Origin of the sequence: Fundidesulfovibrio terrae (assembly GCF_022808915.1) — a bacterium.
Taxonomy (GTDB): Bacteria; Desulfobacterota; Desulfovibrionia; order Desulfovibrionales; family Desulfovibrionaceae; genus Fundidesulfovibrio; species Fundidesulfovibrio terrae.
This window is the reverse complement of the sequence record NZ_JAKZFS010000002.1, coordinates 717,887-740,474: the sequence shown is the minus strand read 5'-3', so window position 1 is coordinate 740,474 and position 22,588 is coordinate 717,887. Positions and strand designations below refer to the sequence as shown.

The 22,588-nt window shown below is 66.5% G+C and carries 21 protein-coding genes; 8 read left to right on the top strand and 13 right to left on the bottom strand.

Features of this window, described 5'->3' with window-relative positions:
* Window positions 1-138: 138 nt before the first annotated feature.
* Together ML540_RS10485 and ML540_RS10480 are read right to left on the bottom strand one after the other, a co-directional pair.
* Window positions 139-540, bottom strand: a complete 402-nt coding sequence (locus tag ML540_RS10485; RefSeq protein ID WP_243360700.1) for a cupin domain-containing protein — start codon at window positions 538-540, stop codon at window positions 139-141.
* A complete protein-coding gene (locus ML540_RS10480; protein WP_243360697.1) occupies window positions 533-901 on the bottom strand; it encodes a hypothetical protein in 369 nt (122 codons plus the stop codon). Before ML540_RS10480 ends, ML540_RS10485 begins: the two co-directional genes overlap by 8 nt.
* A gap of 127 nt (window positions 902-1,028) precedes the next feature.
* On the opposite strand from ML540_RS10480, the gene ML540_RS10475 reads away from it, so the two are divergent.
* The 3 genes from ML540_RS10475 (at window position 1,029) to ML540_RS10465 (ending at window position 6,051) form a co-directional block, all read left to right on the top strand.
* Window positions 1,029-2,324, top strand: coding sequence for a GGDEF domain-containing response regulator (locus tag ML540_RS10475; RefSeq protein WP_243360695.1), 1,296 nt, complete (start codon window positions 1,029-1,031; stop codon window positions 2,322-2,324).
* Between the two features lie 79 nt (window positions 2,325-2,403).
* Window positions 2,404-4,653, top strand: coding sequence for a ribonuclease R (rnr, locus tag ML540_RS10470; RefSeq protein WP_243360693.1), 2,250 nt, complete (start codon window positions 2,404-2,406; stop codon window positions 4,651-4,653).
* Between the two features lie 270 nt (window positions 4,654-4,923).
* A complete protein-coding gene (locus tag ML540_RS10465) occupies window positions 4,924-6,051 on the top strand; it encodes a sensor histidine kinase (RefSeq protein WP_243360691.1) in 1,128 nt (375 codons plus the stop codon).
* Between the two features lie 150 nt (window positions 6,052-6,201).
* Here ML540_RS10465 and ML540_RS10460 read toward each other — a convergent pair whose 3' ends face one another.
* From ML540_RS10460 to ML540_RS10440, 5 genes are all read right to left on the bottom strand, one after another.
* On the bottom strand, window positions 6,202-7,854 hold the full coding sequence (locus ML540_RS10460) for an ABC transporter substrate-binding protein (protein WP_243360688.1): 1,653 nt from the start codon (window positions 7,852-7,854) through the stop codon (window positions 6,202-6,204).
* Window positions 7,854-8,147 carry a hypothetical protein gene (locus tag ML540_RS10455; RefSeq protein WP_243360686.1) on the bottom strand — a complete coding sequence of 98 codons (294 nt, stop codon included), beginning with the start codon at window positions 8,145-8,147 and terminating at the stop codon, window positions 7,854-7,856. The genes ML540_RS10460 and ML540_RS10455 overlap by 1 nt, the downstream gene beginning before the upstream one ends.
* A 68-nt stretch (window positions 8,148-8,215) precedes the next feature.
* Window positions 8,216-9,607 carry a tRNA uridine-5-carboxymethylaminomethyl(34) synthesis GTPase MnmE gene (mnmE, locus tag ML540_RS10450; RefSeq protein ID WP_243360684.1) on the bottom strand — a complete coding sequence of 464 codons (1,392 nt, stop codon included), beginning with the start codon at window positions 9,605-9,607 and terminating at the stop codon, window positions 8,216-8,218.
* Complete coding sequence (locus tag ML540_RS10445; protein WP_243360682.1) at window positions 9,594-10,688, bottom strand: FecR family protein; 1,095 nt, start codon at window positions 10,686-10,688, stop codon at window positions 9,594-9,596. Before ML540_RS10445 ends, mnmE begins: the two co-directional genes overlap by 14 nt.
* Before the next feature lie 7 nt (window positions 10,689-10,695).
* Window positions 10,696-12,930 carry a CHASE2 domain-containing protein gene (locus tag ML540_RS10440; protein WP_243360680.1) on the bottom strand — a complete coding sequence of 745 codons (2,235 nt, stop codon included), beginning with the start codon at window positions 12,928-12,930 and terminating at the stop codon, window positions 10,696-10,698.
* Window positions 12,931-13,086: 156 nt separating this feature from the next.
* Here ML540_RS10440 and ML540_RS10435 point away from each other — a divergent pair, with 156 nt between their 5' ends.
* Window positions 13,087-14,163 (top strand): VgrG-related protein, encoded by a 1,077-nt coding sequence (locus ML540_RS10435; RefSeq protein ID WP_243360678.1) that lies wholly within the window; start codon window positions 13,087-13,089, stop codon window positions 14,161-14,163.
* Here the strand turns inward: ML540_RS10435 and ML540_RS10430 are convergent.
* Window positions 14,148-14,912 (bottom strand): ABC transporter ATP-binding protein, encoded by a 765-nt coding sequence (locus tag ML540_RS10430; RefSeq protein ID WP_243360676.1) that lies wholly within the window; start codon window positions 14,910-14,912, stop codon window positions 14,148-14,150. The genes ML540_RS10435 and ML540_RS10430 overlap by 16 nt on opposite strands.
* A gap of 352 nt (window positions 14,913-15,264) precedes the next feature.
* On the opposite strand from ML540_RS10430, the gene ML540_RS10425 reads away from it, so the two are divergent.
* The 3 genes from ML540_RS10425 (at window position 15,265) to ML540_RS10415 (ending at window position 18,200) form a co-directional block, all read left to right on the top strand.
* Window positions 15,265-15,882: a winged helix-turn-helix transcriptional regulator gene (locus ML540_RS10425; protein WP_243360675.1), complete on the top strand. Its 618-nt coding sequence runs from the start codon at window positions 15,265-15,267 to the stop codon at window positions 15,880-15,882.
* Window positions 15,879-16,994: an N-acetylneuraminate synthase family protein gene (locus tag ML540_RS10420; RefSeq protein WP_243360672.1), complete on the top strand. Its 1,116-nt coding sequence runs from the start codon at window positions 15,879-15,881 to the stop codon at window positions 16,992-16,994. Before ML540_RS10425 ends, ML540_RS10420 begins: the two co-directional genes overlap by 4 nt.
* Window positions 16,995-17,114: 120 nt before the next feature.
* Complete coding sequence (locus tag ML540_RS10415; RefSeq protein WP_243360670.1) at window positions 17,115-18,200, top strand: glycosyltransferase family protein; 1,086 nt, start codon at window positions 17,115-17,117, stop codon at window positions 18,198-18,200.
* A gap of 55 nt (window positions 18,201-18,255) precedes the next feature.
* Here ML540_RS10415 and ML540_RS10410 read toward each other — a convergent pair whose 3' ends face one another.
* The 4 genes from ML540_RS10410 to ML540_RS10395 all read right to left on the bottom strand — a co-directional run bounded on the left by ML540_RS10410 (window position 18,256) and on the right by ML540_RS10395 (window position 21,853).
* Complete coding sequence (locus ML540_RS10410) at window positions 18,256-18,909, bottom strand: DedA family protein (RefSeq protein WP_243360669.1); 654 nt, start codon at window positions 18,907-18,909, stop codon at window positions 18,256-18,258.
* Window positions 18,910-19,006: 97 nt separating this feature from the next.
* The gene (locus tag ML540_RS10405) at window positions 19,007-20,023 is read right to left on the bottom strand and encodes an HlyD family secretion protein (RefSeq protein WP_243360666.1); all 1,017 of its coding nucleotides are present in this window, start codon (window positions 20,021-20,023) and stop codon (window positions 19,007-19,009) included.
* Window positions 20,020-20,721 carry an ABC transporter ATP-binding protein gene (locus ML540_RS10400; RefSeq protein WP_243360665.1) on the bottom strand — a complete coding sequence of 234 codons (702 nt, stop codon included), beginning with the start codon at window positions 20,719-20,721 and terminating at the stop codon, window positions 20,020-20,022. The genes ML540_RS10405 and ML540_RS10400 overlap by 4 nt, the downstream gene beginning before the upstream one ends.
* 1 nt (window position 20,722) lies before the next feature.
* Window positions 20,723-21,853 carry an ABC transporter permease gene (locus ML540_RS10395; RefSeq protein WP_243360663.1) on the bottom strand — a complete coding sequence of 377 codons (1,131 nt, stop codon included), beginning with the start codon at window positions 21,851-21,853 and terminating at the stop codon, window positions 20,723-20,725.
* A gap of 74 nt (window positions 21,854-21,927) precedes the next feature.
* On the opposite strand from ML540_RS10395, the gene ML540_RS10390 reads away from it, so the two are divergent.
* The gene (locus ML540_RS10390; RefSeq protein WP_243360661.1) at window positions 21,928-22,149 is read left to right on the top strand and encodes a rubredoxin; all 222 of its coding nucleotides are present in this window, start codon (window positions 21,928-21,930) and stop codon (window positions 22,147-22,149) included.
* Between the two features lie 20 nt (window positions 22,150-22,169).
* Here the strand turns inward: ML540_RS10390 and ML540_RS10385 are convergent, their stop codons facing one another.
* Window positions 22,170-22,370 (bottom strand): hypothetical protein, encoded by a 201-nt coding sequence (locus ML540_RS10385; RefSeq protein WP_243360659.1) that lies wholly within the window; start codon window positions 22,368-22,370, stop codon window positions 22,170-22,172.
* Window positions 22,371-22,588 lie beyond the last annotated feature (218 nt).

Here is a 22,588-nt window from a genome sequence, read left to right as displayed (position 1 = left end):
AAACGTAATTACGAACGACCAAACCATCCTTCGTTACAACTTTACTATCGGAAGCGAAACTATCGTTCTTTTTTGCCCAAACCTCAGCCGGAATCACGGCAGAGACCAGCAAAAAAATCGTTCTTTTTCGCACAAGCGTCAGCCGAAATCATGGTAGGGGCTGTCGTCGTCCGGGTCGTGCAGCCCTTCATAGTACTCCACAACGGCCAGCTCCTCCAACGCCTCGAAGCGGTGGGCCAGCCCCGGCAGGATGGTCACCTTGTGGCCGGCGCGCAGCTCCTCGCTTCCCTTTTGCCCGGTCGCGGGATCGCTCCACTTGAGAACGCCCCGGCCGGAGAGCACGTAGAAATGCTCCACCTTGGAGCGGTGCACGTGCCCGCCCCGGAAGAACCCGGCTCCGGGCTTCAGGGTGAAGCAAGCCAGATGGTTGAACACGGGGCCGTCCTCGATGAGGGCCAGTTCGCCGCGCTCCTGGACGATGCGCCGAAACGGCACGCGCTCAGGCGTCCGGGGGGCGTCTTGTACGATCAGCTTATCCACGCTTGCGTCCTCCCTTGCGAGCCGCTTCCGCCTTGTCCAAGCCCTGGGCGGAAAAGGTCCAGGCGCGCACGGGCCCCAAACCGGCCGCCACCGCCACCAGCCTCCCCCTGCCCTGTGGGTCCAGGAGGCGCGACAGCGCGACGCACGCGCCCTCGAGCCCGTCCACGGGGCATTCCCGCAACGAGCTCACGAACCCCAGGCCATCGCCTGAAGCCCGGAAATCCACGTAGAGCGGGTCGAAACCGGTCAGCAGGTTCTCCACCGCATCCTTGAGTCCGGCTTCCGCCGCGTCCACAGCCTCAAACGGGAGATCGCTCCCGTAGAGGATCTCGCCGATGACGTCACACCCTGTCGCTGACATGCGCTTCCCACTCCTCCAGTCTTAGGATCGTGTTTTTCCTTGACGCTTACCCGATTTATGGCACCAAGGAAAAGGTGAATCTTCGCCTGTGACACCGAAGTACGCATTTCAAGAAGGCAGGCATCCCATGCCCCTGACCAAGTCCGAGCCGGCCCTCGCGGACCTGCTTTCACAAACCACCCTGCTTTTCGTGGAGGACGACCGGGTGACGCGCGAACTGGCCGCCCGCCTGCTCGAGCGCAAGGTCGCCCGAGTATACACCGCCTGCGACGGTTCCGAGGGCCTGCGGATCTTTCGGGAAGTGCATCCCGACATCGTGCTGGCCGACATCAACATGCCCGTCATGGACGGCCTGTCCATGACGGCCATCATCAAGTCGGAATCCCCGGATACGCCGGTCATCGCCCTCACGGCCTACAGCGACGACCACTACCTGCAACAGGCGCTCGACGTGGGCATGGACGGCTTCGTGCAGAAGCCCCTGGACCCCGACGCCATGGCCCCCATTCTCTTCAAAAACGCGCGCCAAGTGATGCAGCGCAAGCAGGAGGAAGCCCGGCGGCAGCTTTTCACCTATCTGCTCGACATCAACCCCCACCTGATCGTCTCCTCGTCCGGGGGCAAGGTGGACTACGCCAACCGCACCTTCCTCACCTTCGTGGGGCAGGACTGCCTGGAGTCGCTCCTGGCCGGGGCGCCGGGACGGATGAACGAGATGCACGTGGGCGGGACGCGCTACCGGCTGAACGACTTCTCCTGGCTCTCCCAGCTGCCGGAGCTGGCGCAGCACCAGCGCACCGCCTGCTTCTCGCCGTCCGGCGACGCCTGCGCCAAGGAGAACACCTTCTGGATTACGGCCAAGCATTTCCGCGAACTCGACCGCGTCGTGGTGACCTTCACCGACATCACCCCCCTGGAGCGCGAACGCGTCCAGCTGCTCCACCAAGCCACCACGGACAGCCTCACCGGAGTAGCCAACCGTTTCAGGCTCACCGAATACATCACGGCGGAACACGCCCGGTTCCGCCGTTACGGCCTGCCCATGTCCCTGATCATGTTCGACATCGATCATTTCAAGCAGATTAACGACACCCATGGCCACCAGGCCGGGGACAAGGTGCTCGAGGAGCTGGCGGGCATCGTCCTGCGCGCCGTGCGCGACACTGACATCCTCGGGCGCTGGGGCGGGGAGGAATTCATGCTGCTGGCGCCCATCTCCTCCAAGGAGGACGCCCTGGAGTCTGCCGAGCGCCTGCGCGCCATCGTGGAATCCACGCCCTTCCCCGAGGACATCCACATCACCTGCAGCTTCGGCGTTGCCGAACTGGCCCCGGACGAAAGCATCGATTCGCTGTTGCGCCGGGTGGACACGGCCCTATACAAGGCCAAGAACAACGGGCGAAACCGGGTAGAGACGGCGTAGCGCCGCGAAGCTTTGGCGCAAGCCTCCAACCTCTTGCCTCCGCCGGTACTTCCGGACGGGATTCGAGGACACCACCCCCGTGGCCAAACACGACAAGAAACGCCGCCATGACGGCTCGTTCGATTCCACGGCAGTGCTCCGGCTCTTCAAAAGCCAGGGCAAGCCCCTCTCGCTCAAGGACGTCCTGGCCGGGCTGGGCGCGCCCAAGCTGCACAAGGCCAAGCTCATCCACATCCTGGACCAGCTCACCGAGTCCGGACGCCTCATCAAACTCCAGGGGGCCTGGGGCCTGGCCGAGAGCATGCGCCTCTTCACCGGCAGGCTGGAGATCCAGCGTTCGGGCGTGGGCTTCGTCATCTGCGACGACAAGCGCCGCAAGGACATCTTCGTAAACCCCCGCGACTTCGGCGACGCCTGGCACCGCGACCGCGTGGCCGTGGCCCTCACCCGCCAGCGCGGCGTCAACTGCGAGGGCCGGGTGGTGCGGGTGCTGGAGCGCGAAACGGCCACGCTGCCCTGCCGGGTGGAGCGCCGTCTGCGCCAGGGCCTGTACCTGTGCCGCCCCACGGACCCGCGCCACAAGCACGCCCTGCTCCTGGAGGTCGCGCCGGGAGAAACCCCGCCCGCCGTGGGTGACGTCTACACCCTCACCGCCGGGGAAAAGCTCGACCACCAGCTCTACGCCGCCGAGATGGTCGAATCCCTGGGCAACGAGAACGACGTGGCCGTGCAGGAGAAGCTGGTCAAGCTGAACCACTCCATCCCCGGCCCCTTCCCGGTGCGCTGCCTGGAACAGGCGGCGCTCCTGCCCCAGGCTCCCGGCGAGGAGGACTTCGCCGGACGCCGCGACCTGCGCGATATGACCTTCGTCACCATCGACGGGGTCAAGGCCCGGGACTTCGACGACGCCATCCTCGTTACGGAGAAGGGCTCCGGATACGTCCTGTTCGTGGCCATCGCCGACGTGGCCCACTACGTGCCCGAGGGCTCGCCCCTGGACAGCGAAGCCCAGGAGCGCGGCAACTCATACTATTTCCCGCAATCCGTGGAGCCCATGTTCCCGGAGGCGCTCTCCAACGGCCTGTGCAGCTTGAATCCCGGCGTGCCGCGCCTGTCCATGGTGGTGGAGACCGTCTATTCGGCGGACGGGGTGCCCGGCGAGAGCCGCTTCTACAACGCCGTCATCCTCAGCAAGGCCCGCCTGACCTACACCCAGGTGAACCAGGCGCTCTTCCTGGACGACCAGGAGGTGCGCCGGGATATCGCCCACGTGCTGCCCATGCTGGAGACGGCCGAAAAGCTGGCCCGGGCCATCCATGAGCGGCGGGTGGAGCGCGGCAGCCTGGACTTCGACCTGCCCGAGCCGGAGATTCTCTTCAACCTCCAGGGCGAGGCCGTGGAGATACGCCCGCGCGAGCGCCACTTCGGCAACCAGATCATCGAGGAGTTCATGATCTCGGCCAACGAGGCCGTGGCCCGGTTCCTCACCGAACACGGCGCGCCCGTGCCCTACCGCATCCACCCCGAGCCGGACCCGGACAAGCTGGAGACGCTCTTTTCCGTGCTCAAGCGCACCGAACTCGGCCTGTCGCTGCCTCCGCAGCCGACGGCCAAGGGCATCCAGGCCATCCTGGCCAAGGCCGCGGGCACGGACATGGAATTCCTCACCAGCAGGCTGCTTTTGCGCTCCATGATGCAGGCCAAGTACCACACCCAGAACCTGGGCCACTTCGGACTGGCCTCGGAGTGCTACTGCCACTTCACCTCGCCCATCCGGCGCTACGCCGATCTCATGGTGCACCGGGGGCTCAAGGCCGTGCTGCGCGGGGACGAGCCCCCCCTGCCCGCGCGCAAGATGCAGGCCGTGTGCGAGAACATCAGCCAGCGCGAACGCGTGGCCATGGAGGCCGAGCGCGAGATCCTCAAGCGCATCACCGTGCTCTTCCTGGAGGACAAGGTGGGGCAGACCTTCGAGGGGGTCATCTCCTCGCTGTCGGATTTCGGGTTCTGGGTGGAGCTCACCGACGTCATGGCCGAGGGGATGGTGCGCCTGTCCACGCTCACCGACGACTATTACGCCCTGTTCCCCGAGCGGCAGGAGCTTCTGGGGCAGCGGACCGGACGCCGCTACCGCCTGGGCCAGCACGTTTCGGTGGAGCTCACCGACGTGCACCTGGGGAGGCTTGAGGTGAACCTCAAGCTGGCCGGGGACGAGAACCTGAATCTGTCGCACCGCCAGCGCAGGAAGTTCACGGGCAAGCCCAGGGGCAAGGGCGGCCAGGGCGGCAGAGGTGATAAAGGCGGCAAGGGCCGCAAGCGCTCCGGCTGACCGCGCCGGAGGCCTGCGAGAGAGGCTTGGGACGGGGCGTCGCGGTACCCGTCCCAAACGCCCGCCTTGCGGCCGGGCGCGCGCGACGACACGCGCCCGCAAGAATCCCTCCCGAACCAACCAGCTGATATTTCTATTCAAAACCGGCTTGCGTTGCTCAACCTTGCCGCCTATAGTCATGGCCACAGCCTGTATGGCCTGTTCCACCCCAATAGGTTCCTCGCTACAAGCAAAACTCCGCAGCCCTCGGCTCGGCAAGGAGGATACGCTTTGACCTCCACGGAGCGAACAGCCGACCCCCCGTCGCAGGACACCACCGCCGCCAGCTTTCTGACCGAGGCAGGAGGTCATGGCTCGCTGACGGAAAACCACCTCTCCTTCCTGTTGCACAAACCGGCAAGCGGGCCGCTGTCCCGGATCGACGCCGAGTTCAAATGGGAAAACCTGATCCAGCAGGCGGACTGGCCCGCGTTCCAACAGGCTTTCACCCACTGCATGACCTCCGGCGACGCCCTCGATGTCACCTGCAACCTGGTGGACATCGCCCCGACTCCCATCCGCATATCCATTATCGGCAAGCTGATGCACGACGCATCCGGGAAACCCTCCTGGATCGAAGGCATCATGACCCCTGCGCGAGACCTGCACGCCTGCAGCGGTTGCCGCGAGGCCGTGGTCGAGGCGGAAAAGAAGGCCAAGGAGTTCAGCAGGAACATCCTGGCCGTGCTCAGCCACGACATGCGCTCGCCCCTCATCGGGGTCATGGGCATGATCCAGCTGCTGCGCAAATCCGGCCTGACCCCGCAACAGCAGGAATACGCCACACGGGCGTCCGACGCCTGTGAAATCGTGCTGGAGCTGGCCAAGAACCTGCTCGATTTCGCCAAGATAGAATCCGGCAAGGATTCGCTCCGGCTGCAGGCGCTCAACCTGTCCGCCATCGCCCAATCCATGGCTGAGCTGCACAGCGAACAGGCCAGGCGAAGCGCCATCACCCTGTCCGTCCGCACGAGCCGGGGGTTCCCCAAGGCCGTGCTCTGCGACGAGGTCAAATTCCGCCAGGTGCTCGGCAACCTTCTGTCCAACGCCATCAAGTTCACCGCCTCCGGTTCGGTGAAACTCCACCTGACCCACGTGCGAAAGCCCGACGGAGGAATCACGGCCATCATCGATGTCGCCGACACCGGCATCGGCTTCGACCCGGCCGACGCCCGCTTCATGTTCGACCAGTTCTCCCAGATGTGTCAGGAGGGCCACCTGCGCCGCAAGGGCGCGGGGCTGGGGCTGACCATCGTAAAGGGGGTGGTGGACCTGTTCGGCGGCTCCATCTGCGTCGATTCCACCAAGGGGAAGGGCTCGTCCTTCATCGTGAGCCTGCCGCTGGATATTCCCCGGTAGCCCCCGACTGGACAATGAGGGCGCGGCGCTTCCGGCCTCGGTGCGAAGCGGGAAGCCCGGCCGGCGGACCGGCAACCAACTCCGATGAAAAAGGCCCGGAGGGACGCTGTCCCTCCGGGCCTTGGTTTCTCGAATGCGCCGGGCTTACGCCTAGTCCTTCTCGGGGGCGTTGATGATGAGCTGCTTCACGCTGCCCGGATCGAACTGGTAGCGAGCGGTCTTGACCCAGTAGAATTTGCCGTCGATGTTCTTGATGGTCCAGAAGTCGAAGTCGTAGTCTTCGCGACGGTCGCCGTACTCGTTGAGGGCCATCCAGCCGCTGGCGCCGTAGAAACGCTCCGCCGTGGCAGGGATGGCCTTCTTGAGGGCGGCCGCGTCATCGCCCGAGGCCAGGGCAGTGAACGCGCCCAGCCAGATCAGGTCGTAGGCCACCACGGCCTGGGTGTCCACGAAGGCCTGAATGCGCTCCTCGATGCGCTTTTCCACCTCGGTGTAGAGGCCGGTGCCGGTCTCGCCGTAGCGGGCGAAGGCCATGCGCACCTTGGCGGCGAACGCGGCCACGGTCTTGTCCTCGATGATGGAGCCGCGCAGGGCCGAGTCGTCGCCGCCGTACCACTTGGCTTCGTCCATCCCGGCCAGCTTGGCGGCCTCGCGCAGGATGCCCGCGGTCTGGGCGCCCCGGGCGGCCACCACGATGGCCAGCTTCTTCTTGTCCTTCACCTGCTTGTCGATCTGGCCCTTCAGGTCGGCCACGTAGGTAGCGAACTGGCTCACCTCGGGACGGAAGCGGGTGCCCGCGAGCACCTGCCCACCCTGGTTGGCGAACTGCCCCTTGATGTGGGTGATCAGCTCGTCGCCGTACATGTCCCCCTCCCAGATGGTGATGAGCTGGGTGCACCCTTCCTGGGAGGCCAGCACGGCCAGGGCCTCGGCCTGGAAGGCATCCGAGGGGCTGAAGCGGAAGAGGTTGCGGCCGGGCTTGGCCAGGTACGGCCCGGCGCTGCCCTGGGAGAGCAGGACCATGCCGTTCTTGGTCGCGAAATCGAGGACGGCGTCCACTTCGTTGTCGCTGTACGGTCCGATGATCAGGCGCGCGCCCGCCACGGACAGGGCCTTGATGCGGTCCAGGGCCTTGGGGCCGCTGGAGCCGGTGTCTTCGATGGCCACGGACACCCGCTCCGAGGAGCCGCTCTCGGCCAGATAGCCGTTGACGTCGGCCACGGCCAGCTCGATGGCCGCCTTGGAGCTCTGCCCCTGGGGGGACAGGGGACCGGTGAGGGGCAGGAGCGCGCCGATAACCAGCTTGCCTCCGGACACTTTGGACCTGGCCGGAAGGGGCGGAACCTTTTGCGGGCGAATCTGGCCGGGAGCCTCGTCGGATGAAGCCGCCGGGATGGCCGGGGCCTTGGCGGCCTGCTTGCCCGCACCCTTGGCCGCGGGCAGCGCCGGGGCCACGGGAGCGACGGGCGCGACAGGAGCGGAAGGAGCATCGGCGGCCTTGGCCGCGGCGCCCGTGTCGGAGGCCGCCGGAGCAGGCGCAGCTGCCGCCGGAGCGGCCGCAGCGGGCTGGTCGGACGGTCCGGCCTGGTCGAAGGGAACCACCTCGCCGGGCTTGAGCGCAGGTTTGGCCGGTTTAGGGGCGGGCTTGGCGTGCTTCTTGGCGGGCTTGGCCGGTGCGGCCGCGTCCGCCGGGGCAGGGGCATCACCGGCCGGGGCTTCCTGAGCCCAGGCGGCCACGCCCAGTACCAGGGAGAGAATGACGCCGATCACAAGGAATTTCAAGGTGCTGCCGGCAAATCGCATCAAACGCCTCCGTCGGTGGGAACAGCCCGGTTTCCCAGGAAATCCACCACCACGAAATAGAGGTCCAGGGGACAAACCTTTTCGTCTATCTCGGCACAGGGGGGGAATTCGGATTCCGCCGCCGTGCTGAGCGCCTCATACAAGCAGACCTGCTTGCCGGGACCGAACATGTCCCGGACGAGCCGATCGAGTTCCAAGAGATCCTCCGGCGCGGATTCGTCCAGATCGACGTGGATGACCTCGCCGATGTCCACGGTGAAATGCTCCAGATAATCCGCCGCGAGTTCCTGCATGCCGGGACCTCCCCGACACTCAATAGACCGGAAGGGTCCAAAAGGGAACGGAAAAACGACTCCCGGCCTTACTTGCCGATGCAGAATCCGTCGAAGATGGTCCCCAGCACCTCGTCCGGGGTGATCTCGCCGGTGATGCCCCCCAGGTGAGCGCAGGCGCTCTCAAGCCGCACGCCCAGGAGGTCCGGGGGCAATCCGGCCGCAACCCCTGCGGACAGCTCGTCGAGCTCCGAGGCGGCCTGCCTGAGCAGGGCGCACTCCCGGTCGTTGGGCACGGGCTCGCTGTCGGGCGGAGCGTCCGATCCCGACAGCAGGCGGCGGCGCAGGGCGGCGCACAGTTCCTCGAGACCATGCCCGGTGCGGGCGCTGACGCGCAGGACCTCGATCCCGGCCCGCTCCAGCCGGACGTACGGATCATCCGCCGCCGGGGGCCGGTCGGCCTTGTTGATGACGCCCAGCACCCGGTCCGGGTCCAGGGGGACCGGCCCGCATTCGCCCTCCAGGGAAGCCAGGTCGAAGTCCCTGGTGCCGTCCAGCACCAGGAGCACCACCCGCCCCTCCTCCACCAGGCGCTGGCAGCGGGCCACGCCCTCGCGCTCCACGGGGTCGTCGGTGGCGCGAAGCCCGGCGGTGTCTACCAGGCGCACCGGCAGGCCCCCCAGGTCCAGCTGTTCCTCGAGAAAGTCGCGGGTTGTGCCGGGTGCGTCGCAGACTATGGCCCGCTCCCGGCCGATAAGGGCGTTCAGGAGACTCGATTTTCCCGCGTTCACCGGCCCGGCCAGCACGGCCAAGGCCCCTTCCCGAAACGGCCTGGCCCGCCCGTGGGCCGCGACCAGAACGCCGATCTGCTCCGTCACCTGGCCCACGGCCTCCAGGAAGGACGCGGGCTCCAGGCAATCCACCTCTTCCTCGGGGAAGTCCACGGCCAGGCAGATCTGCACCCGCAGCCCCTCCAGGCGGGAGCGTAGCTCGGAGACGCGCCGGGCCATGACCCCCTCCAGGCGGGCCAGCGCCAGTCCGGCCCCGGCCAGGGTGTCGGCGGCCACCAGCTCGGCCACGGCCTGGGCCTGGCTCAAGTCCATCCGTCCGGACAGGAAGGCCCGCTTGGTGAACTCGCCGCGCTCGGCGTGCCTGGCCCCCAGGGACAGGGCCGCTCCAAGGACCGCGCGCAGCACCGCGGGGGTGCCGTGGCAGTTGAACTCCACCACGTCCTCGCCGGTATAGGAATTGGGGCCGGGCATGAAGGCGCAGAGCACGTCGTCCAGGGGGCGGCCCCCGGCGTCCAGGAGCATTCCGTGGTGCAGGCGGTAGGGCTTGAGCCCTGAGAAGCCTTCCTTGGCGGAGCGGAACAGGCGCTCGGCCAGGGGGCGGGCCTGGGGGCCGCTTACGCGCACGATGCCCACCCCGGCCCGGCCGGGAGCGGTGACGATGGCCGCGATGGTGTCGTTAGCGTTTAGCACCGCCGTCTCCCTTGCCTTCGCCGCCGCCAGGTTTGCCGGGCAACTCGGTCTCACGTCCGGAAGGCTTGGACCGGGTGCTTTCCCGGCCTGAACCCCCGGATTTGCCGGAACCGCGGAGTTCTCCGCCCCGGGAACGGTTGCCGGAACCGTGAACCGCTTCCCGGGCTCCCTTGGCCGCTCCCTCGACTACGCGGCCCGCAGCCTTGGCCGCGCCTTTGATCTTGTCCTCGAACGCCTTGAACCCGCCACTGCCGCTGCCTCCGGCTGCGCCGGAACCCTTCAGGCCTTTGCGGCTCGCGTTCTTCGCCCCCTGCACTCCGGAAGACTTGGGCGCCAGGTCGGCCAGTCGCGGCGGCTTGGCCTTGCCCCGGGTCATGCCAGGCGGGACATGAGGCCCGCCCGGGGTCATCCGCAAGGGCACCCGGGCCATCAGGGCCCGCAACCGCCCGGAGATGGCCGTGGCCTGGCCGAGGGCCATGCCGCGCGTCTTGCCCAGCCCCTGGCCGGCCAGCACCTGGGCCGGCGCGCCGCCTTCCCTGTCGGTGACGAAGCCTGGGCCTCCCGAGAATACGGCTGTTTCAACGGAATCCGCGCCCACGGTCACGCCCAGTTCGGTGCCGCGCACCCCGATCACGGCCAGGGGTGTCTCCAACCGGAAGTGCTCCGGTTGGGTGGTGATGACCTGGCCGGTCAGGCAGCGGAACACGCCCCGCCCCAGCTTGCACACCGCGCTGGAGGCATCGGGGTGGTCCGGGTCGTAGGCGGCGTCCACGATCTCGATGCTGCTTTGCTCGCCCAGGGACAGGAGCGTGCCGTCTGCCAGGCGGATCTGAGCCGAAGCCTTCCGGTCAGTGGACACGGTCTCACCGTTGTAGACCACCTCGTTCGCCGCGAGCTTTCGCAACTGCGTCCCGGGGAAACCCGCCGTGACCTCCCCCCGGACCGTGTCGGCCACGCCTGCCGGAACCGGGGTTGGGGCCGGTTTCTGATCTGAAACCTGGGGTGTGGTGGGAGCCTGGGCCAACGCCCAGGTTCCCATCAAAAGGACAAGCAGTGCTATCGCCGGCAATCGTCTGAACATGACATTCCTACTTTGTGGTATGCTCGAACACGCCGCTCCAGTCCGGGCCGGGCGGGTTGGCCGCAAGCGCCCGGCAACGCCCGGCGTACAGCTCGTAAAGCCCGTTTGCGGTGGCGGCCTGAAGCCCCTCGAAGATGGCCAGCGCTTCCTGGAACCGGCCCTCGCGGTAGAGCGTGAGCCCTTGGCTCCAGCCGTCCAGCTCGCCCGGGGCGGCTTGGGCGTTTACCGTATGGATGGAGACCGGCTCGTGCTTGCCCTTGACCAGCACCCGGTCCACCTCCTGCCAGGCGAAGCCCGCGCCTGCGCGTTCGCGCATGGCTCCGGAGACCAGCAGGCGCTGGTGGTAGTATTTGGTGAGCCCTTCCAGGCGCGATCCCAGGTTCACGTTGTCGCCGATGATGGTGTAGTCGAAAAGGTCCTCGGAGCCGAAGTTGCCCACGCGCACCGCCCCGAGATTGAGCCCGATGCCGATCTGGATTTCGAAACCGAAGCGCTCCTTGAACCCCGCGTTCAGCCGGTCCAGCTCGTTGAGCATGGCCAGGGCGGTTTCCACTGCCAGCCTGGGATGGTCCTCGACGTCGGCCGGCGCGTTCCAGAAGGCCATGACCGCGTCGCCGATGAACTTGTCCAGGGTGCCCGAGTTGGCGGTGACGAGGCGGGTCATGGGGGTCAGGTATTCGTGGAGCAGGTCCACCACCTGGGTGGGGGTGAGCTTTTCTGAGATGGTGGTGAAGCCGCGCACGTCGGAGAAGAGGATGCTCACCTCCTTCTCCTCGCCGGAGAGGTTCAGCTTTTCCGGCTGGGCCACCAGCTGGCTCACCACCTGGGGAGAGAGATAGTGGTTGAAGGCCGAATGGAGGAAGCGCCGCTTGCGCTCCTCGCGCAGGAACTTCAGGAAGGTGATGAGCGTGAAGTTGAGCCCCAGGGCCAGAAGCGGCGACAGGGGCGAGACGTACAGGTCCAGATGGTCCATGGCGTAGGACGAGCCCTGCCACATGCCCAGCCCGGCCAGCAGGCTCAAGGCCCCCACCCACAGCGACCGGGTGAACATGAGCTGCACCGTGACCCCCAGGCCGAACACCCCCAGCAGCGCAAGCTCCAGGTACCAGGCGTCCAGCGGGCGGCGCAGGAAGGTGTCCGAGAGGACCATGTCCGCCACGGTGGCGTGGGCCTCCACCCCCGGGAAGGACTGGTCCAGGGGCGTGGCCCGCACGTCCTGCAGTCCCCGGGCCGTGGTGCCGATGAACACGATCTTGCCCTCCAGGGCCTCCCGGGGAACCCGCCCGGCCATGACGTCGGCGGCGGATATGTAGGGGAAGGTGCGCCCCGGCCCCCGGTAGTCCAGGAGCACGCGCCCATGCCGGTCCAGGGGGACGCTTCTGCGGCCCTGTTCGCCAAGGTCCAGCGAGAGGGTCATGTCCTGCCCGCCGTAGGGGTTGGGAGACACGGACAAGACGGCGGATTTGTCCCCGAAGGCCCGCATGATCGTGGACACGGCCAGGCTGGGGTAGGGCGCGCCCTTCCAGGAGATGGCCAGGGGCACCCAGCGCACGATGTTGTCGCGGTCCGGGACCGAGTTGAAGAACCCGGCCCAGCCGCACGCCTGGGAGAGCTCCGGCAACGGACACACCGGGGACGCGGCCTGGGCGATCATGAGCGGGGCGTCCACCGCCCCGGGGGAGCGCTTGAGCGCGAGCCGCGGCGGAGGCAGCGCGCAGGGCCCGCCCGCGCCCGTGGAACCTGGCGAACCCGCCGCGTCCTGGGCCGAGAAGGTGAAGAAGTAGCCCAGCACGTAGGGGCCGCCGGAAAGGTTCGAGGCCAGCAGGGCGTCGTTGTCGCGAAGCGCCGGCGGCAGGCCGGTGAAGTCCATGTCCACGCCCAGGCCGGAGAGCTTGCGCCGGATGCGCTCGGGCGAGGTCTGGTCGGGCTCGGCGAAGACCACGTCCATGCCCGCGGCCAGCACGCCATACTGCTTGAGCCTGCCCAGCAGCACGGCGATCTGGTAGCGCGGCCAGGGCCACTGCCCCACCTCGGCCAGGCTCTTCTCGTCCAGGTCCACCACGGCCACGCGCCCGGAGGGCTCGTGCCTGGGCCGCTTGGACAAGAGGACGTCGTAGACCTTGTAATCGAGGAAAACCAGCCAGGCGGGCTGGGTCCAGTGGGCAAAGGACATGGCCGCGGTGACGGCCAGGCCGGGCAAAAAGAGCGTGAGCCACAGCCTCAAATCCGCGATGCGGCTCAAAAAACCGGGTTTCGCTTGATTTTTTGACTTCCGGGGCACTTTTCACGCTCCATAAAATCGTATAACGGGCTCACCATGGCCCATGGTCCCCTTCCGAATACCACCCTGCCTGCGAGCGCGGAGACCGCTCAGGACAGGCGAGCACCCGCAAGCCCCGTGGCCTGTTTTTTCGCACGCCTGGACCCGGAGCGCAAACGGCTCCTGCTGGCGGGCTGCCTGGGATATTTCCTGTGCATCTGGCAGGCGCTCTGCGTGTCCCCGCCTTGGCCGGAACTGAGCCAGCCGCCGCGCCCGGACCTCCTGGACCTGGCCGGCCCCGGGCTGAACCCGGCCGTGGCCCGAAAGCTCACCTGGGACATGTTCGCCGAGGCACTGGCCCCGGGCGAGGTCCGCGCACGCATCGACCGCGAGTCCGTGCGCCAGCCCATCGACCCCGACGGCGTGAGCCCGGACGATCCGGACTCCTGGGCACGGCTGGCCGAAGCGGCCTTCTGGAACAAGTCCGGAGCGGTGTTTCGGCCCACGCCCACCTACACCATGGCCTGCTTCGTCCCGGCAACCAGGCCCGGAGCCAGGCCCATCCACACGGCCCCTCCCGGCCAGCTGGCGGCCCGCTTCGAATCGGGAACCGACGGCGCGGCCTCCGTGGGGCACACCCCCACCGCCGGAACCAGCTACGGAACATTCCAGATCGCCTCGGGCACGCCCACCTACGCCAATTTCCTGCGCTACCTGAAGGAGCGCGCCCCGGACCTGTACGCAAGGCTTGTCGGACGCGGCCCGGCCAACACCGGCTCCACCGTGGGGTCCGTGCCCGAGGAATGGCGCAGGATCGCCAGCGAGCAGACCAAGCGCTTCGAGCGCCTGCAGTACGAGTTCATCCTGGCCACCCACTACCGCCCGGCCGTGGCGGAAATCTTCGCCCAGACGGGGGTGGACGTCTCCGCCCTGTCGCCGGCCAGCCGCGAGGTGCTCTGGAGCGCGGCCGTGCAGCACGGCCCGGGCGGCGCTGTGGAAATCTTCACGGCGGCCATCCGCAACATCCTGCCGCGCATAGTTGAAGAACGCCGCATGGTCTTCTTCGAGAAGGCCCTCATCGAGGAAGTCTACACGGAGCGCCTGCGCTGTTACGGCCACGGCCCCTACCTGGCCAAGGGGGCCATGCTCACCCGTTACGGCCGGGAAAAATCCCAGGCCCTGGGCCTCCTGGACCGTCATTATTCCGGCACGTAGCCGCCTGAAAGGGCCGTCTCGCCCGGCATGAAGGCCTTGAGCACCGGGTGGTCCGACTCCATCGCCTCTTTGGAAGTCCCCGAAAAGACGATCTTTCCCCCGTCCAGCAGGGCCACCGTGTCCGCAATTGTGAACACGTCCGGAATGTCGTGGCTGACCATGACCGCGGTGAACCCGAAGGTCCGGCGCGACTCGTCGATGAGCTTGAACACCCCCCACTTGCGCAAGGGATCGAGCCCGGTGGTGGGCTCGTCGAAGAGCACGATCCTGGGCTCCGTCACCAGCGACCTGGCCAGGGCCACGCGTTTCTGCATGCCGCCGGAAAGCTGCGACGGGAACTTGCCGGGCACCTCGGAAAGGTCGAGCTCTGCGAGCTTCCGCTCCACGCGCGTGCGCACCTCGGACTCGCGCAGGCGCAGCTTCTCGCGCAGCGGCAGGGCGATGTTGTCGTACACCGTGAGCGAATCGAACAGGGCCATGCCCTGGAACATGTAGGACATCACCGACTTGAGCCCGCGCCGCTCGGCATGGGACATCGCCCCCAGGGCGCGGCCTTCGAAGCGCACGTCGCCCGAATCCGGACGCATGAGCCCCATGATGTGCTTGAGCAGCACGCTCTTGCCTTCCCCGCTCTTGCCGATGACGGCGGTGAGCCCCCCGGCCGGGATGGACAGGTTCACGCCGGCAAGCACCGTCTTGCCCTGGAAGGATTTCCTGAGATCGTCTATTTCGATGAGAGTCGTGGACACGCAAGGCCTCCGTGCCCGGCTTTCTACTCCAGAACCGCCCGATTGCAACAGTCGCCAGTGGCGCACCCCCCGGCGGGCCCGCGGCGCGGCCTGCAATCGCGACAGGCACGAAGATTGCTTATAACTTTTCACCCCTTGTGGGCTAAAGCGTCGGGAAGGTCTTGCCGATATACCATTCAGGAGCCTAATGATTCCCTGGGTATGCAACCGGCCATCAGTTTGAAATGACGGGACAATTTGAAATGCGGCAACCTCTTGTTATCCTTTGTGAAAGCAAGTATCTTAGCAAAGACTGGGGGTTCGCGGTCCTGCCGGACGCATTCATAACCTTAACGAACGGTGGAACCCGGCCATGTTCCTGGTGAACAAGACCTACTACCGGCCGAGCAAGACGGCCAGATACCTGGCCATCCTCGACACCCTGGCTCAGGACAGCATGGTGAGCCAGAACGAACTGGGACGCCGGGCCAACCTTTCCGGGGCCATGGTGAACCAATACCTCAAGGAGATGGTGGACAACGAACTCATCGAATACGAGCGGGTGAACGGAAAAAGTTTCCGCTATCTGCTCACCGGTGAAGGCGAGGCCCGCAGACAGGCCATGTTCTCCAATTTCTCCTCGGAAACGGTCCAGATTTACACCGCGCTCAAGAAGGCCATCGCGGGGAAGCTCTCGGCCCTCACGGCACGGGGGATGAGCAAGCTCATCCTGTTCGGAGCGTCCGAGACCTGCGAGATCGTGCTCCAGGCGCTCCAGGCCGCCGGCGGCTTCGAGGTCATGGCCCTGGTGGACAACGATCCGGCCAAGGCCGGCAAATTTCTCGGCGGGCACGTCATATCCCCGCCCGTGGTGCTCGGTTCTCTGCGGCCTCAGGCCGCCGTGATCACCTCCTTCGGCTTTCAGGACGAGATCTACGGGCAACTCCGGGCACTGTACGAGCAGCACAACGTGGAGATCATACGCTTATGAAGACCCTGCCCCCCCCCATCCGGCTCAAGTCCGGAACGATCATCGGCCGTGGATACCCCTGCTTCGTGGTCGCCGAAATCGGCAACAACCACCAGGGAGACGTGGCCATCGCCCGACGGATGGTGGAAGAGGCCGCCCGAGCCGGGGTGCAGGCCGTCAAGTTCCAGAAGCGCGACATGAACGCCATGTTCACCGACGAAGGGCTCCAGATGCCCTACTCCGGCCCCAACAGCTTCGGCCAGACCTACGGCGAGCACCGCCTGGCCCTGGAACTGCCCATCGAGGACATGGTGGAGCTCAAGGCCCTGGCCGAATCCCTGGGCATGGTCTTCTTCGCCTCGGGATGGGACCAGATCAGCCTGGGCGAACTCATCGACCTCGACGTGGAGATACTGAAGATCGGCTCCGCCGACATGGTGAACATCCCGCTCTTGCGCCAGGCCGGAGCCACGCGCCTGCCCGTGATCCTCTCCACCGGCATGAGCAGCCTGGACGAGGTGGACGTGGCCGTGAACGAGCTGCGTCGCTTCCACAACGACATCATCCTCATGCACTGCAACTCCACCTATCCCTGCCCCGACGAGTGCGTGGGCCTGCCGGTCATGGCCGAGCTAGCCAAGCGCTACAATCTGAGCGTGGGCTATTCGGGCCACGAGCGCGGCATCGGCCCCAGCGTCGCCGCCGCCGCCCTGGGCGCCTGCGTGGTGGAACGCCATTTCACCCTGGACCGCACCCTGCGCGGCACCGACCACCAGGCTTCCCTGGACCCGGCCGGATTCGCCCAGATGGTCTCGCTCATCCGCGAGGCCGAGGCGGCCATGACCGTGTGCCGCAAGGAAGTCTTCGAGACCGAGCGCAAGGTGGCCGTGAAGCTGCGCAAGAGCGTGGTCTTCGCCCGCGACCTGCCCGCCGGACACGTGCTCTGCGAGGCCGACCTTACCGTCAAGTGCCCCGGACAGGGCGTAAGCCCCATCCATTGGGACGATATCCTGGGCCGCACCCTGGTGGCCGCCGTGCGCCACGAGGACCTGGTCCAGTGGGACCAGCTGGCCCCCACCGGCAGCGCCCCACGCTCCGTGGGCGAGGAACTGCCCCAGGCCTTAAGCCGCTAGACCGGACCGCATGGACGCCCGGTCCGTGGCCCTCACCGACCTTCCCGGCGGCACCCGCGCCGCCGGGCGGCCCCATCCATCCCGCCTCGTTGAGTCCCGGCCCAAAGCCTCCGCGCGCCCATGAGGGTTCTGCATTTTTCCATCACCCCCCTGGCGGGCATGCCCGTACGTCTCGTCCAGGCCCTGAATCGCCACACCGGGGTTGACGCTCGCCTGGTGGACCTCAAGCGCTTCGGCCTCTACGACCACGACCTGGTGTTCGTCGAATCACCCGAAGAGGCCCTGGACCTGGCCTGGGAAGCCGACGTCATCCATCTGCACAACTACCTGGACTACGGCTCCAAGGCCTTCGGCCGCATCGACTTCGGGGAACTGGCCCGCGCGGGCAAGCGCATCGTGCGCCAGTTCCACTCCTCGCCGGACCTCGTGGCCCAGGTCATGGGAATCACCCCCGAAGCCCTGCTGGCCCAGGACATCCCGGCAATCGCCATCGCCCAGTACCCCGAGCGCCTCTACCCCAAGGCCATGGTGGTCCCCAATTTCGTGCCCGAGACCGACGAAGCCTACCTGCCCACCTCCAAGCCACCGCGCTGGGACGTCTTCTACAGCCCCACCAAGGACTTAAGCGCCTGGGCCGACCGCTGGAGCACCAAGGGCATGCCCGAGGCCACCGCCGTCATCGAAGGCGTCGCCAAGCGCACGGGCTGCCGCGCGAAGATCATCACCGGCCTGCCGCTGGCCGAGGCCCTGGCCCTCAAGCGGGCCAGCCGCATCGTTGTGGACGACCTGGTCACGGGCAGCTACCACCTCACCGGCCTGGAGGGCCTGGCTCAGGGCAAATGCGTGCTGTCTTTTTTAGACGAACGCTCGCTGGCCCTTTTACGGCATTTTTCCGGTGCGGACGCCCACCCCTTCGTCAACGTGCGCCTGGAGGACGCCGCCGAGGCCCTCGAATACCTCGTGCGCGAGCCGGAACTCACCCGCGAACTCGGCGCGCAGGGGCGGCGCTGGCTTAACGACCACTGGCCCGAGGAGTGCATGGTGCGCTTCTACGAACACGTCTACGAGCTGCTCCTGGAAGACCCGGACTTGGTGCGGCGCCAGCCCGAATTCTCCCTGGAGAGCGACACCAGGTATTTCCTTTTCCGCACCCTGCCCGACCTCACCTATCGATCCAGGGCCAAGCGATGGACCATGCCCGCATGAACACGAAAAGGCCGCCCTCTCGGGCGGCCTTTTGCGTTTCTATGAGAGAGAAAGGCTAGCGCGTGGCCCGGCAGGCGGCGCGCTTGGCCTTGAGGAATTCGATGATGCCCGGCAGGATGGACACGAAGACGATCAGGTAGATCACCTTGTTGAAGTTGTTCTTCACCAGCGGCAGGTCGCCCACGAAGTAGCCCAGGCCGATGAGCCCGCCGATCCACAGCATGCCCCCGCCGATGGAGAACGACAGGAATTTGGCGTAGCTCATCTTGCCGATGCCCGCCACGAACGGCGCGAAGGTCCGCACGATGGGCATGAAGCGCGCGATCACGATGGTTTTGCCGCCGTGCTTCTCGTAGAAGGCGTGGGTCTTCTCCAGGTGCTTCTTGTTGAGCAGCTTGCTGTCCTCGCGCTTGAACACCGCGGGGCCGAGCGTGCGCCCGATCCAATAGTTGGTGTTGTCGCCCATGATCGCCGCCGCCATGAGAAGGCCGACGGTCAGCACCGGGTCCAGGCTGCCCGCGCCGCAGAACGCGCCGATGATGAACAGGAGCGAATCGCCTGGCAGGAAGGGCGTCACCACAAGCCCCGTCTCGCAGAAGATCACCAGGAAAAGCACCAGGTAGGCCCAGGCGCCGTAGTTGGTGACGATCTGCTCCAGCGCTTCCTTGACGTGGCCGAGCATCCAGATGAACTGGCTCAAGATTTCCATGAACTGACCTCGGATGGATTGGGCAGCGAAGCATCGCGGCCGGGTGGATACATAAGGATTGCCCGGCCCGCGCGCAAGTCCGAATACGGCAGAGGACTTACTGCCCGTCCAGCAGGATGAACACGTCCATGCGCATCCCCACGGGAAGGGACGTGCCCGGCGCGAACTCGATCAGGGTCTCCAGTACCTTGGTGTCCATGCGCTCCGCCGGATCGTCGGTGCGCACGTTCTTTCGCCCGAGCATGCGGGCGATGCGGATCACCTTGCCCTCGAAGCGCTTGTCGCCATAGGCGTCGGCAACCGCGTAGGCCCTCTGCCCCACCTTCACCTTGGCCACGTCCTTCTCGTCCACGTCGGCTCGTACGCGAAGGGTGGAGACGTCCCCCACAGTGGCCACGGGGGTGTCGAAGTTGGTGGAGACCATCTCGCCCGCGCGGCGGTGCTTGCGCAGCACCACGCCGTCTATGGGCGAATGGACCAGGGCCTTGTCCACGAACGCCTGGGCCTCTTCCAGCTGGGCCAGCGCCTGGGAGTATTCGGCTTCGGCGCGGCGCACGTCCTCCTCGCGGGTGGGATCGTCCACCAGGTGGAAGCGCTCCCTGGCCCGGTTGGCCTCCTGCTGGGCCACCAGAAAATCCTTTTCGGACCGGTCGGCCTCCTCGCGCGAAATCACTCCCTGGGCCACCAGCTTGGCCCGGCGCTCATACTCCAACTGGGCGTTGTGCATCACGTGCCTGGCCTCCCGGAAGGCCTGGGCCGACTCGGCCCGTTCCATGGGGCGCGCTCCGACCACGACCTTGTCCAGCGCGGCCTTGTACACCCTCACGTTGGCCTGGGCCTGGCCCAGCCGGGCCTGGATGTCGTCGTCCACCAGCCGGGCCACAACCTGGCCCTTGCGCACGGTGTCGCCTTCCTCGACGAAGACCTCGCGGATCTTGCCGGGAATGTCGAAGCCCAGGCGCATCTCCTCGCTCACGGGCTCGACGCGGCCGGCGGCGGCCACCCACTTGCCCTCCTGCGGGATGCGGCTGACCACTGCCTCTTCGTTGAGAGCGGCGACAGGATTGATCAAGGTGCCCGCCACGCAGGCCAGCACCGCAAGTGTCCGGATCATGACTGGGCCTCCGAGACGTTGAGCCGTCCGTCCTCTATGTGCACGATCCGGTCGGCGAAGTCGAGGATGCGGTTGTCGTGGGTGACGACCACCACGCACCGTCCGCGCTTGAGCGCCAGGCCGCGCAGAAGTTCTATGACCATGCGCCCGTTGACCGAGTCCAGGGCCGCCGTGGGTTCGTCCGCCAGGATGATCTCCGGGTCCCCGGCCAGGGCGCGGGCGATGGCCAGGCGCTGCTTCTGGCCGCCGGAGAGGTCCTCAGGAAGGCTTTCGAGCTTGTCCCCGAGCCCCACCGCCTCCATGACCTCGCGGGACCTTTCCCGGGCCTCGTGCTTCTTCACGCCCTTGAGGTCCAAGGCCACCATCACGTTCTCGGCGGCCTTCAGGGTGGGGAACAGGTTGTAGTTCTGGAAGATGAAGCCGATGTGGCCCAGGCGCACAGCGCACAGCTTGGCCTCGGGCAGGCCCACGATCTCCTGGCCCCGGATGGCCACGCTGCCCGCGTCGGGACGCAGGATGCAGCCCATGATTGACAGAAGCGTGGTCTTGCCGCTGCCCGACGGCCCCATGAGCAGGACCAGCTCGCCCGGATGTACGTCCAGGTCCACCGCGTCCAGGGCCACGGTCCTGGCCTGGCCCGCGCCGAACGCCTTGGACAGGCCGCGCACCGAGATGGCCGAATCGCCGTTCGCCGCCATGTCAGCGCCCCTTGAACACCATCACCGGATCGAGCCGGGTGACCTTGTTGATGGAAATGACCGCCGCGCCCACGCACATGCAGACCGTGATCACGAACAGGCTCGCCGCCAGCCAGAAAGGCAGGATGATGGAGGCGCCGCCCTTCTCGGCCAGGCCCACCAGCACGTAGCTGATGCAGATGCCCAGGCCGTAGCCCGCGAAGGCGCTGGCCAGGGCCTGGATGATGATGATGTGGTAGATGTACCAGTTGCTCGCGCCCATGGCCCGCAGGGTGCCGAATTCGGCCAGGTGGTCCATGGTGGTGGCGTAGAGGGTCTGGGCCACCACCACCACGCCCACCACCAGCCCCAGGGCGGCGGCGATGAGGAGCGCGATTCCCGCCCCGGTGGTGAACATCCAGTATTCCTGCGTTTTGTGGGAGAATTCCTTGCGCGTGTACACATCCACGCCGTCCATGTGGGCCAGAAGCCCCCGGCGCACGGATTCCACGGAGTGGCCCGGTGCGACCTTGACCATCAGGTAGGAGAACTTGCTCTCGCGCATGTTGGTCACGGTCTGGGCGATGGGCAGGGAACAAAAGATCCAAGGCGACGTGGTGAAGGAGCGGATGCCCCGGGTGAAGGCCACGACGCGCAGGCGGTGTCCGTTGACCTCCACCGTGTCCCCGAGCCGCTTCACCCCGAGCTTGGCCCGGTAGACCTCGTCGATGACCACGGTGTCGGTCAGGTTCAGGCTCTCGGCGCTGCCCTCCACCACGTTCCAGGGCTTGCCTATCCCGCCCGGAAGCTCATAACCCACCACTTCCACGCTCTCCGTGCCCCCGTCGGGCTTCTTCCAGTTGGCGAACTGCGCCACCATGCGCCGCACCACCAGCACGCCCGGAGTGGACTGGGCACGGTAATAGTCACCGGCCGGCAAGGGGGAGGTGATATCGAAGTTGCGCATGCCGCGCGCGCAGATCCAGATGTCGGCGTCCGTGTTGTCGATGATGGTGGACGTGGCAGAAGTGAAGCCTACGAAGAGCCCCCCCTGCACCGCAATGAGCACCACAGCGAAGACCACGCCGGTCAGCGTAACGACAAGGCGCACCTTGTCGTGCAGAAGATTGCGAATCGCGATGATCAGAGTCATACGACTATATATCCCGCTCCGGGTGAGATAAAGCCGTTTAAAGCCCCACTACACACGACCCGAGGAGCAGATACATGGCCAGACCCGAAGACATGTGGCGTTGCCAAACCACAAACTGTGGCTACGTGTACGACCCCGACCGGGGGGATCGCAAGGGGAAAATCGTCGCCGGCACGGCCTTCGTGGACCTCCCGGATGAATGGAAATGCCCGGTGTGCGGGGCGGGCAAGCGCTGCTTCCGTCCCGTTGCCGGTCCCGGCTCCACCCAGGAGGTGGTCTGCCCGGTTCCCGAATAGGTCCTCCGGCGACGCCGGAATCATTTCTCCCCGGGGATCTTCTCGCAGTCGGGACGGAAACAGCAGTCAGGCTGGCCGCACACGTCGTAGAGGCCGCGCCCGAAACAGGGCTCGAACCCCTCGGCGGTCTGGATGGCCCGGACGGCCGTGATCTTGGTCCAGCCCACGGCCACTTTCAAGTCGAGCCCCTTGGCCTTCTCGCGAATCTCTTGCATGTTCATGGCGAATGCGCCTCCTGGCGGTGTCTTACGCTGCTTATTAGACCATCTCGCGTCGGCGTGCAATGTGGGTAGGAAAAAAGTCGAGTGATTCCAAGGGACCCCGCGCGAGGCTCACCCGGCACGGACATCTCTGGAATTGGCTAGCGATAACAGCATGTTGCAGTTGCGGATGCGGACACCCGCACACACGACGGAGGCAGGGGAAGCACCGGACGGAC

Bases quoted from the DNA above. Each gene is read 5' to 3' on its own strand.
- ML540_RS10480 (WP_243360697.1), bottom strand. From the start codon at position 901: ATGTCAGCGACAGGGTGTGACGTCATCGGCGAGATCCTCTACGGGAGC.
- ML540_RS10475 (WP_243360695.1), top strand. From the start codon at position 1,029: ATGCCCCTGACCAAGTCCGAGCCGGCCCTCGCGGACCTGCTTTCACAA.
- ML540_RS10460 (WP_243360688.1), bottom strand. From the start codon at position 7,854: ATGCGATTTGCCGGCAGCACCTTGAAATTCCTTGTGATCGGCGTCATT.
- ML540_RS10455 (WP_243360686.1), bottom strand. From the start codon at position 8,147: ATGCAGGAACTCGCGGCGGATTATCTGGAGCATTTCACCGTGGACATC.
- ML540_RS10445 (WP_243360682.1), bottom strand. From the start codon at position 10,688: ATGTTCAGACGATTGCCGGCGATAGCACTGCTTGTCCTTTTGATGGGA.
- ML540_RS10425 (WP_243360675.1), top strand. From the start codon at position 15,265: ATGTTCCTGGTGAACAAGACCTACTACCGGCCGAGCAAGACGGCCAGA.
- ML540_RS10420 (WP_243360672.1), top strand. From the start codon at position 15,879: ATGAAGACCCTGCCCCCCCCCATCCGGCTCAAGTCCGGAACGATCATC.
- ML540_RS10415 (WP_243360670.1), top strand. From the start codon at position 17,115: ATGAGGGTTCTGCATTTTTCCATCACCCCCCTGGCGGGCATGCCCGTA.
- ML540_RS10410 (WP_243360669.1), bottom strand. From the start codon at position 18,909: ATGGAAATCTTGAGCCAGTTCATCTGGATGCTCGGCCACGTCAAGGAA.
- ML540_RS10405 (WP_243360666.1), bottom strand. From the start codon at position 20,023: ATGATCCGGACACTTGCGGTGCTGGCCTGCGTGGCGGGCACCTTGATC.
- ML540_RS10400 (WP_243360665.1), bottom strand. From the start codon at position 20,721: ATGGCGGCGAACGGCGATTCGGCCATCTCGGTGCGCGGCCTGTCCAAG.
- ML540_RS10395 (WP_243360663.1), bottom strand. From the start codon at position 21,853: ATGACTCTGATCATCGCGATTCGCAATCTTCTGCACGACAAGGTGCGC.
- ML540_RS10390 (WP_243360661.1), top strand. From the start codon at position 21,928: ATGGCCAGACCCGAAGACATGTGGCGTTGCCAAACCACAAACTGTGGC.
- ML540_RS10385 (WP_243360659.1), bottom strand. From the start codon at position 22,370: ATGAACATGCAAGAGATTCGCGAGAAGGCCAAGGGGCTCGACTTGAAA.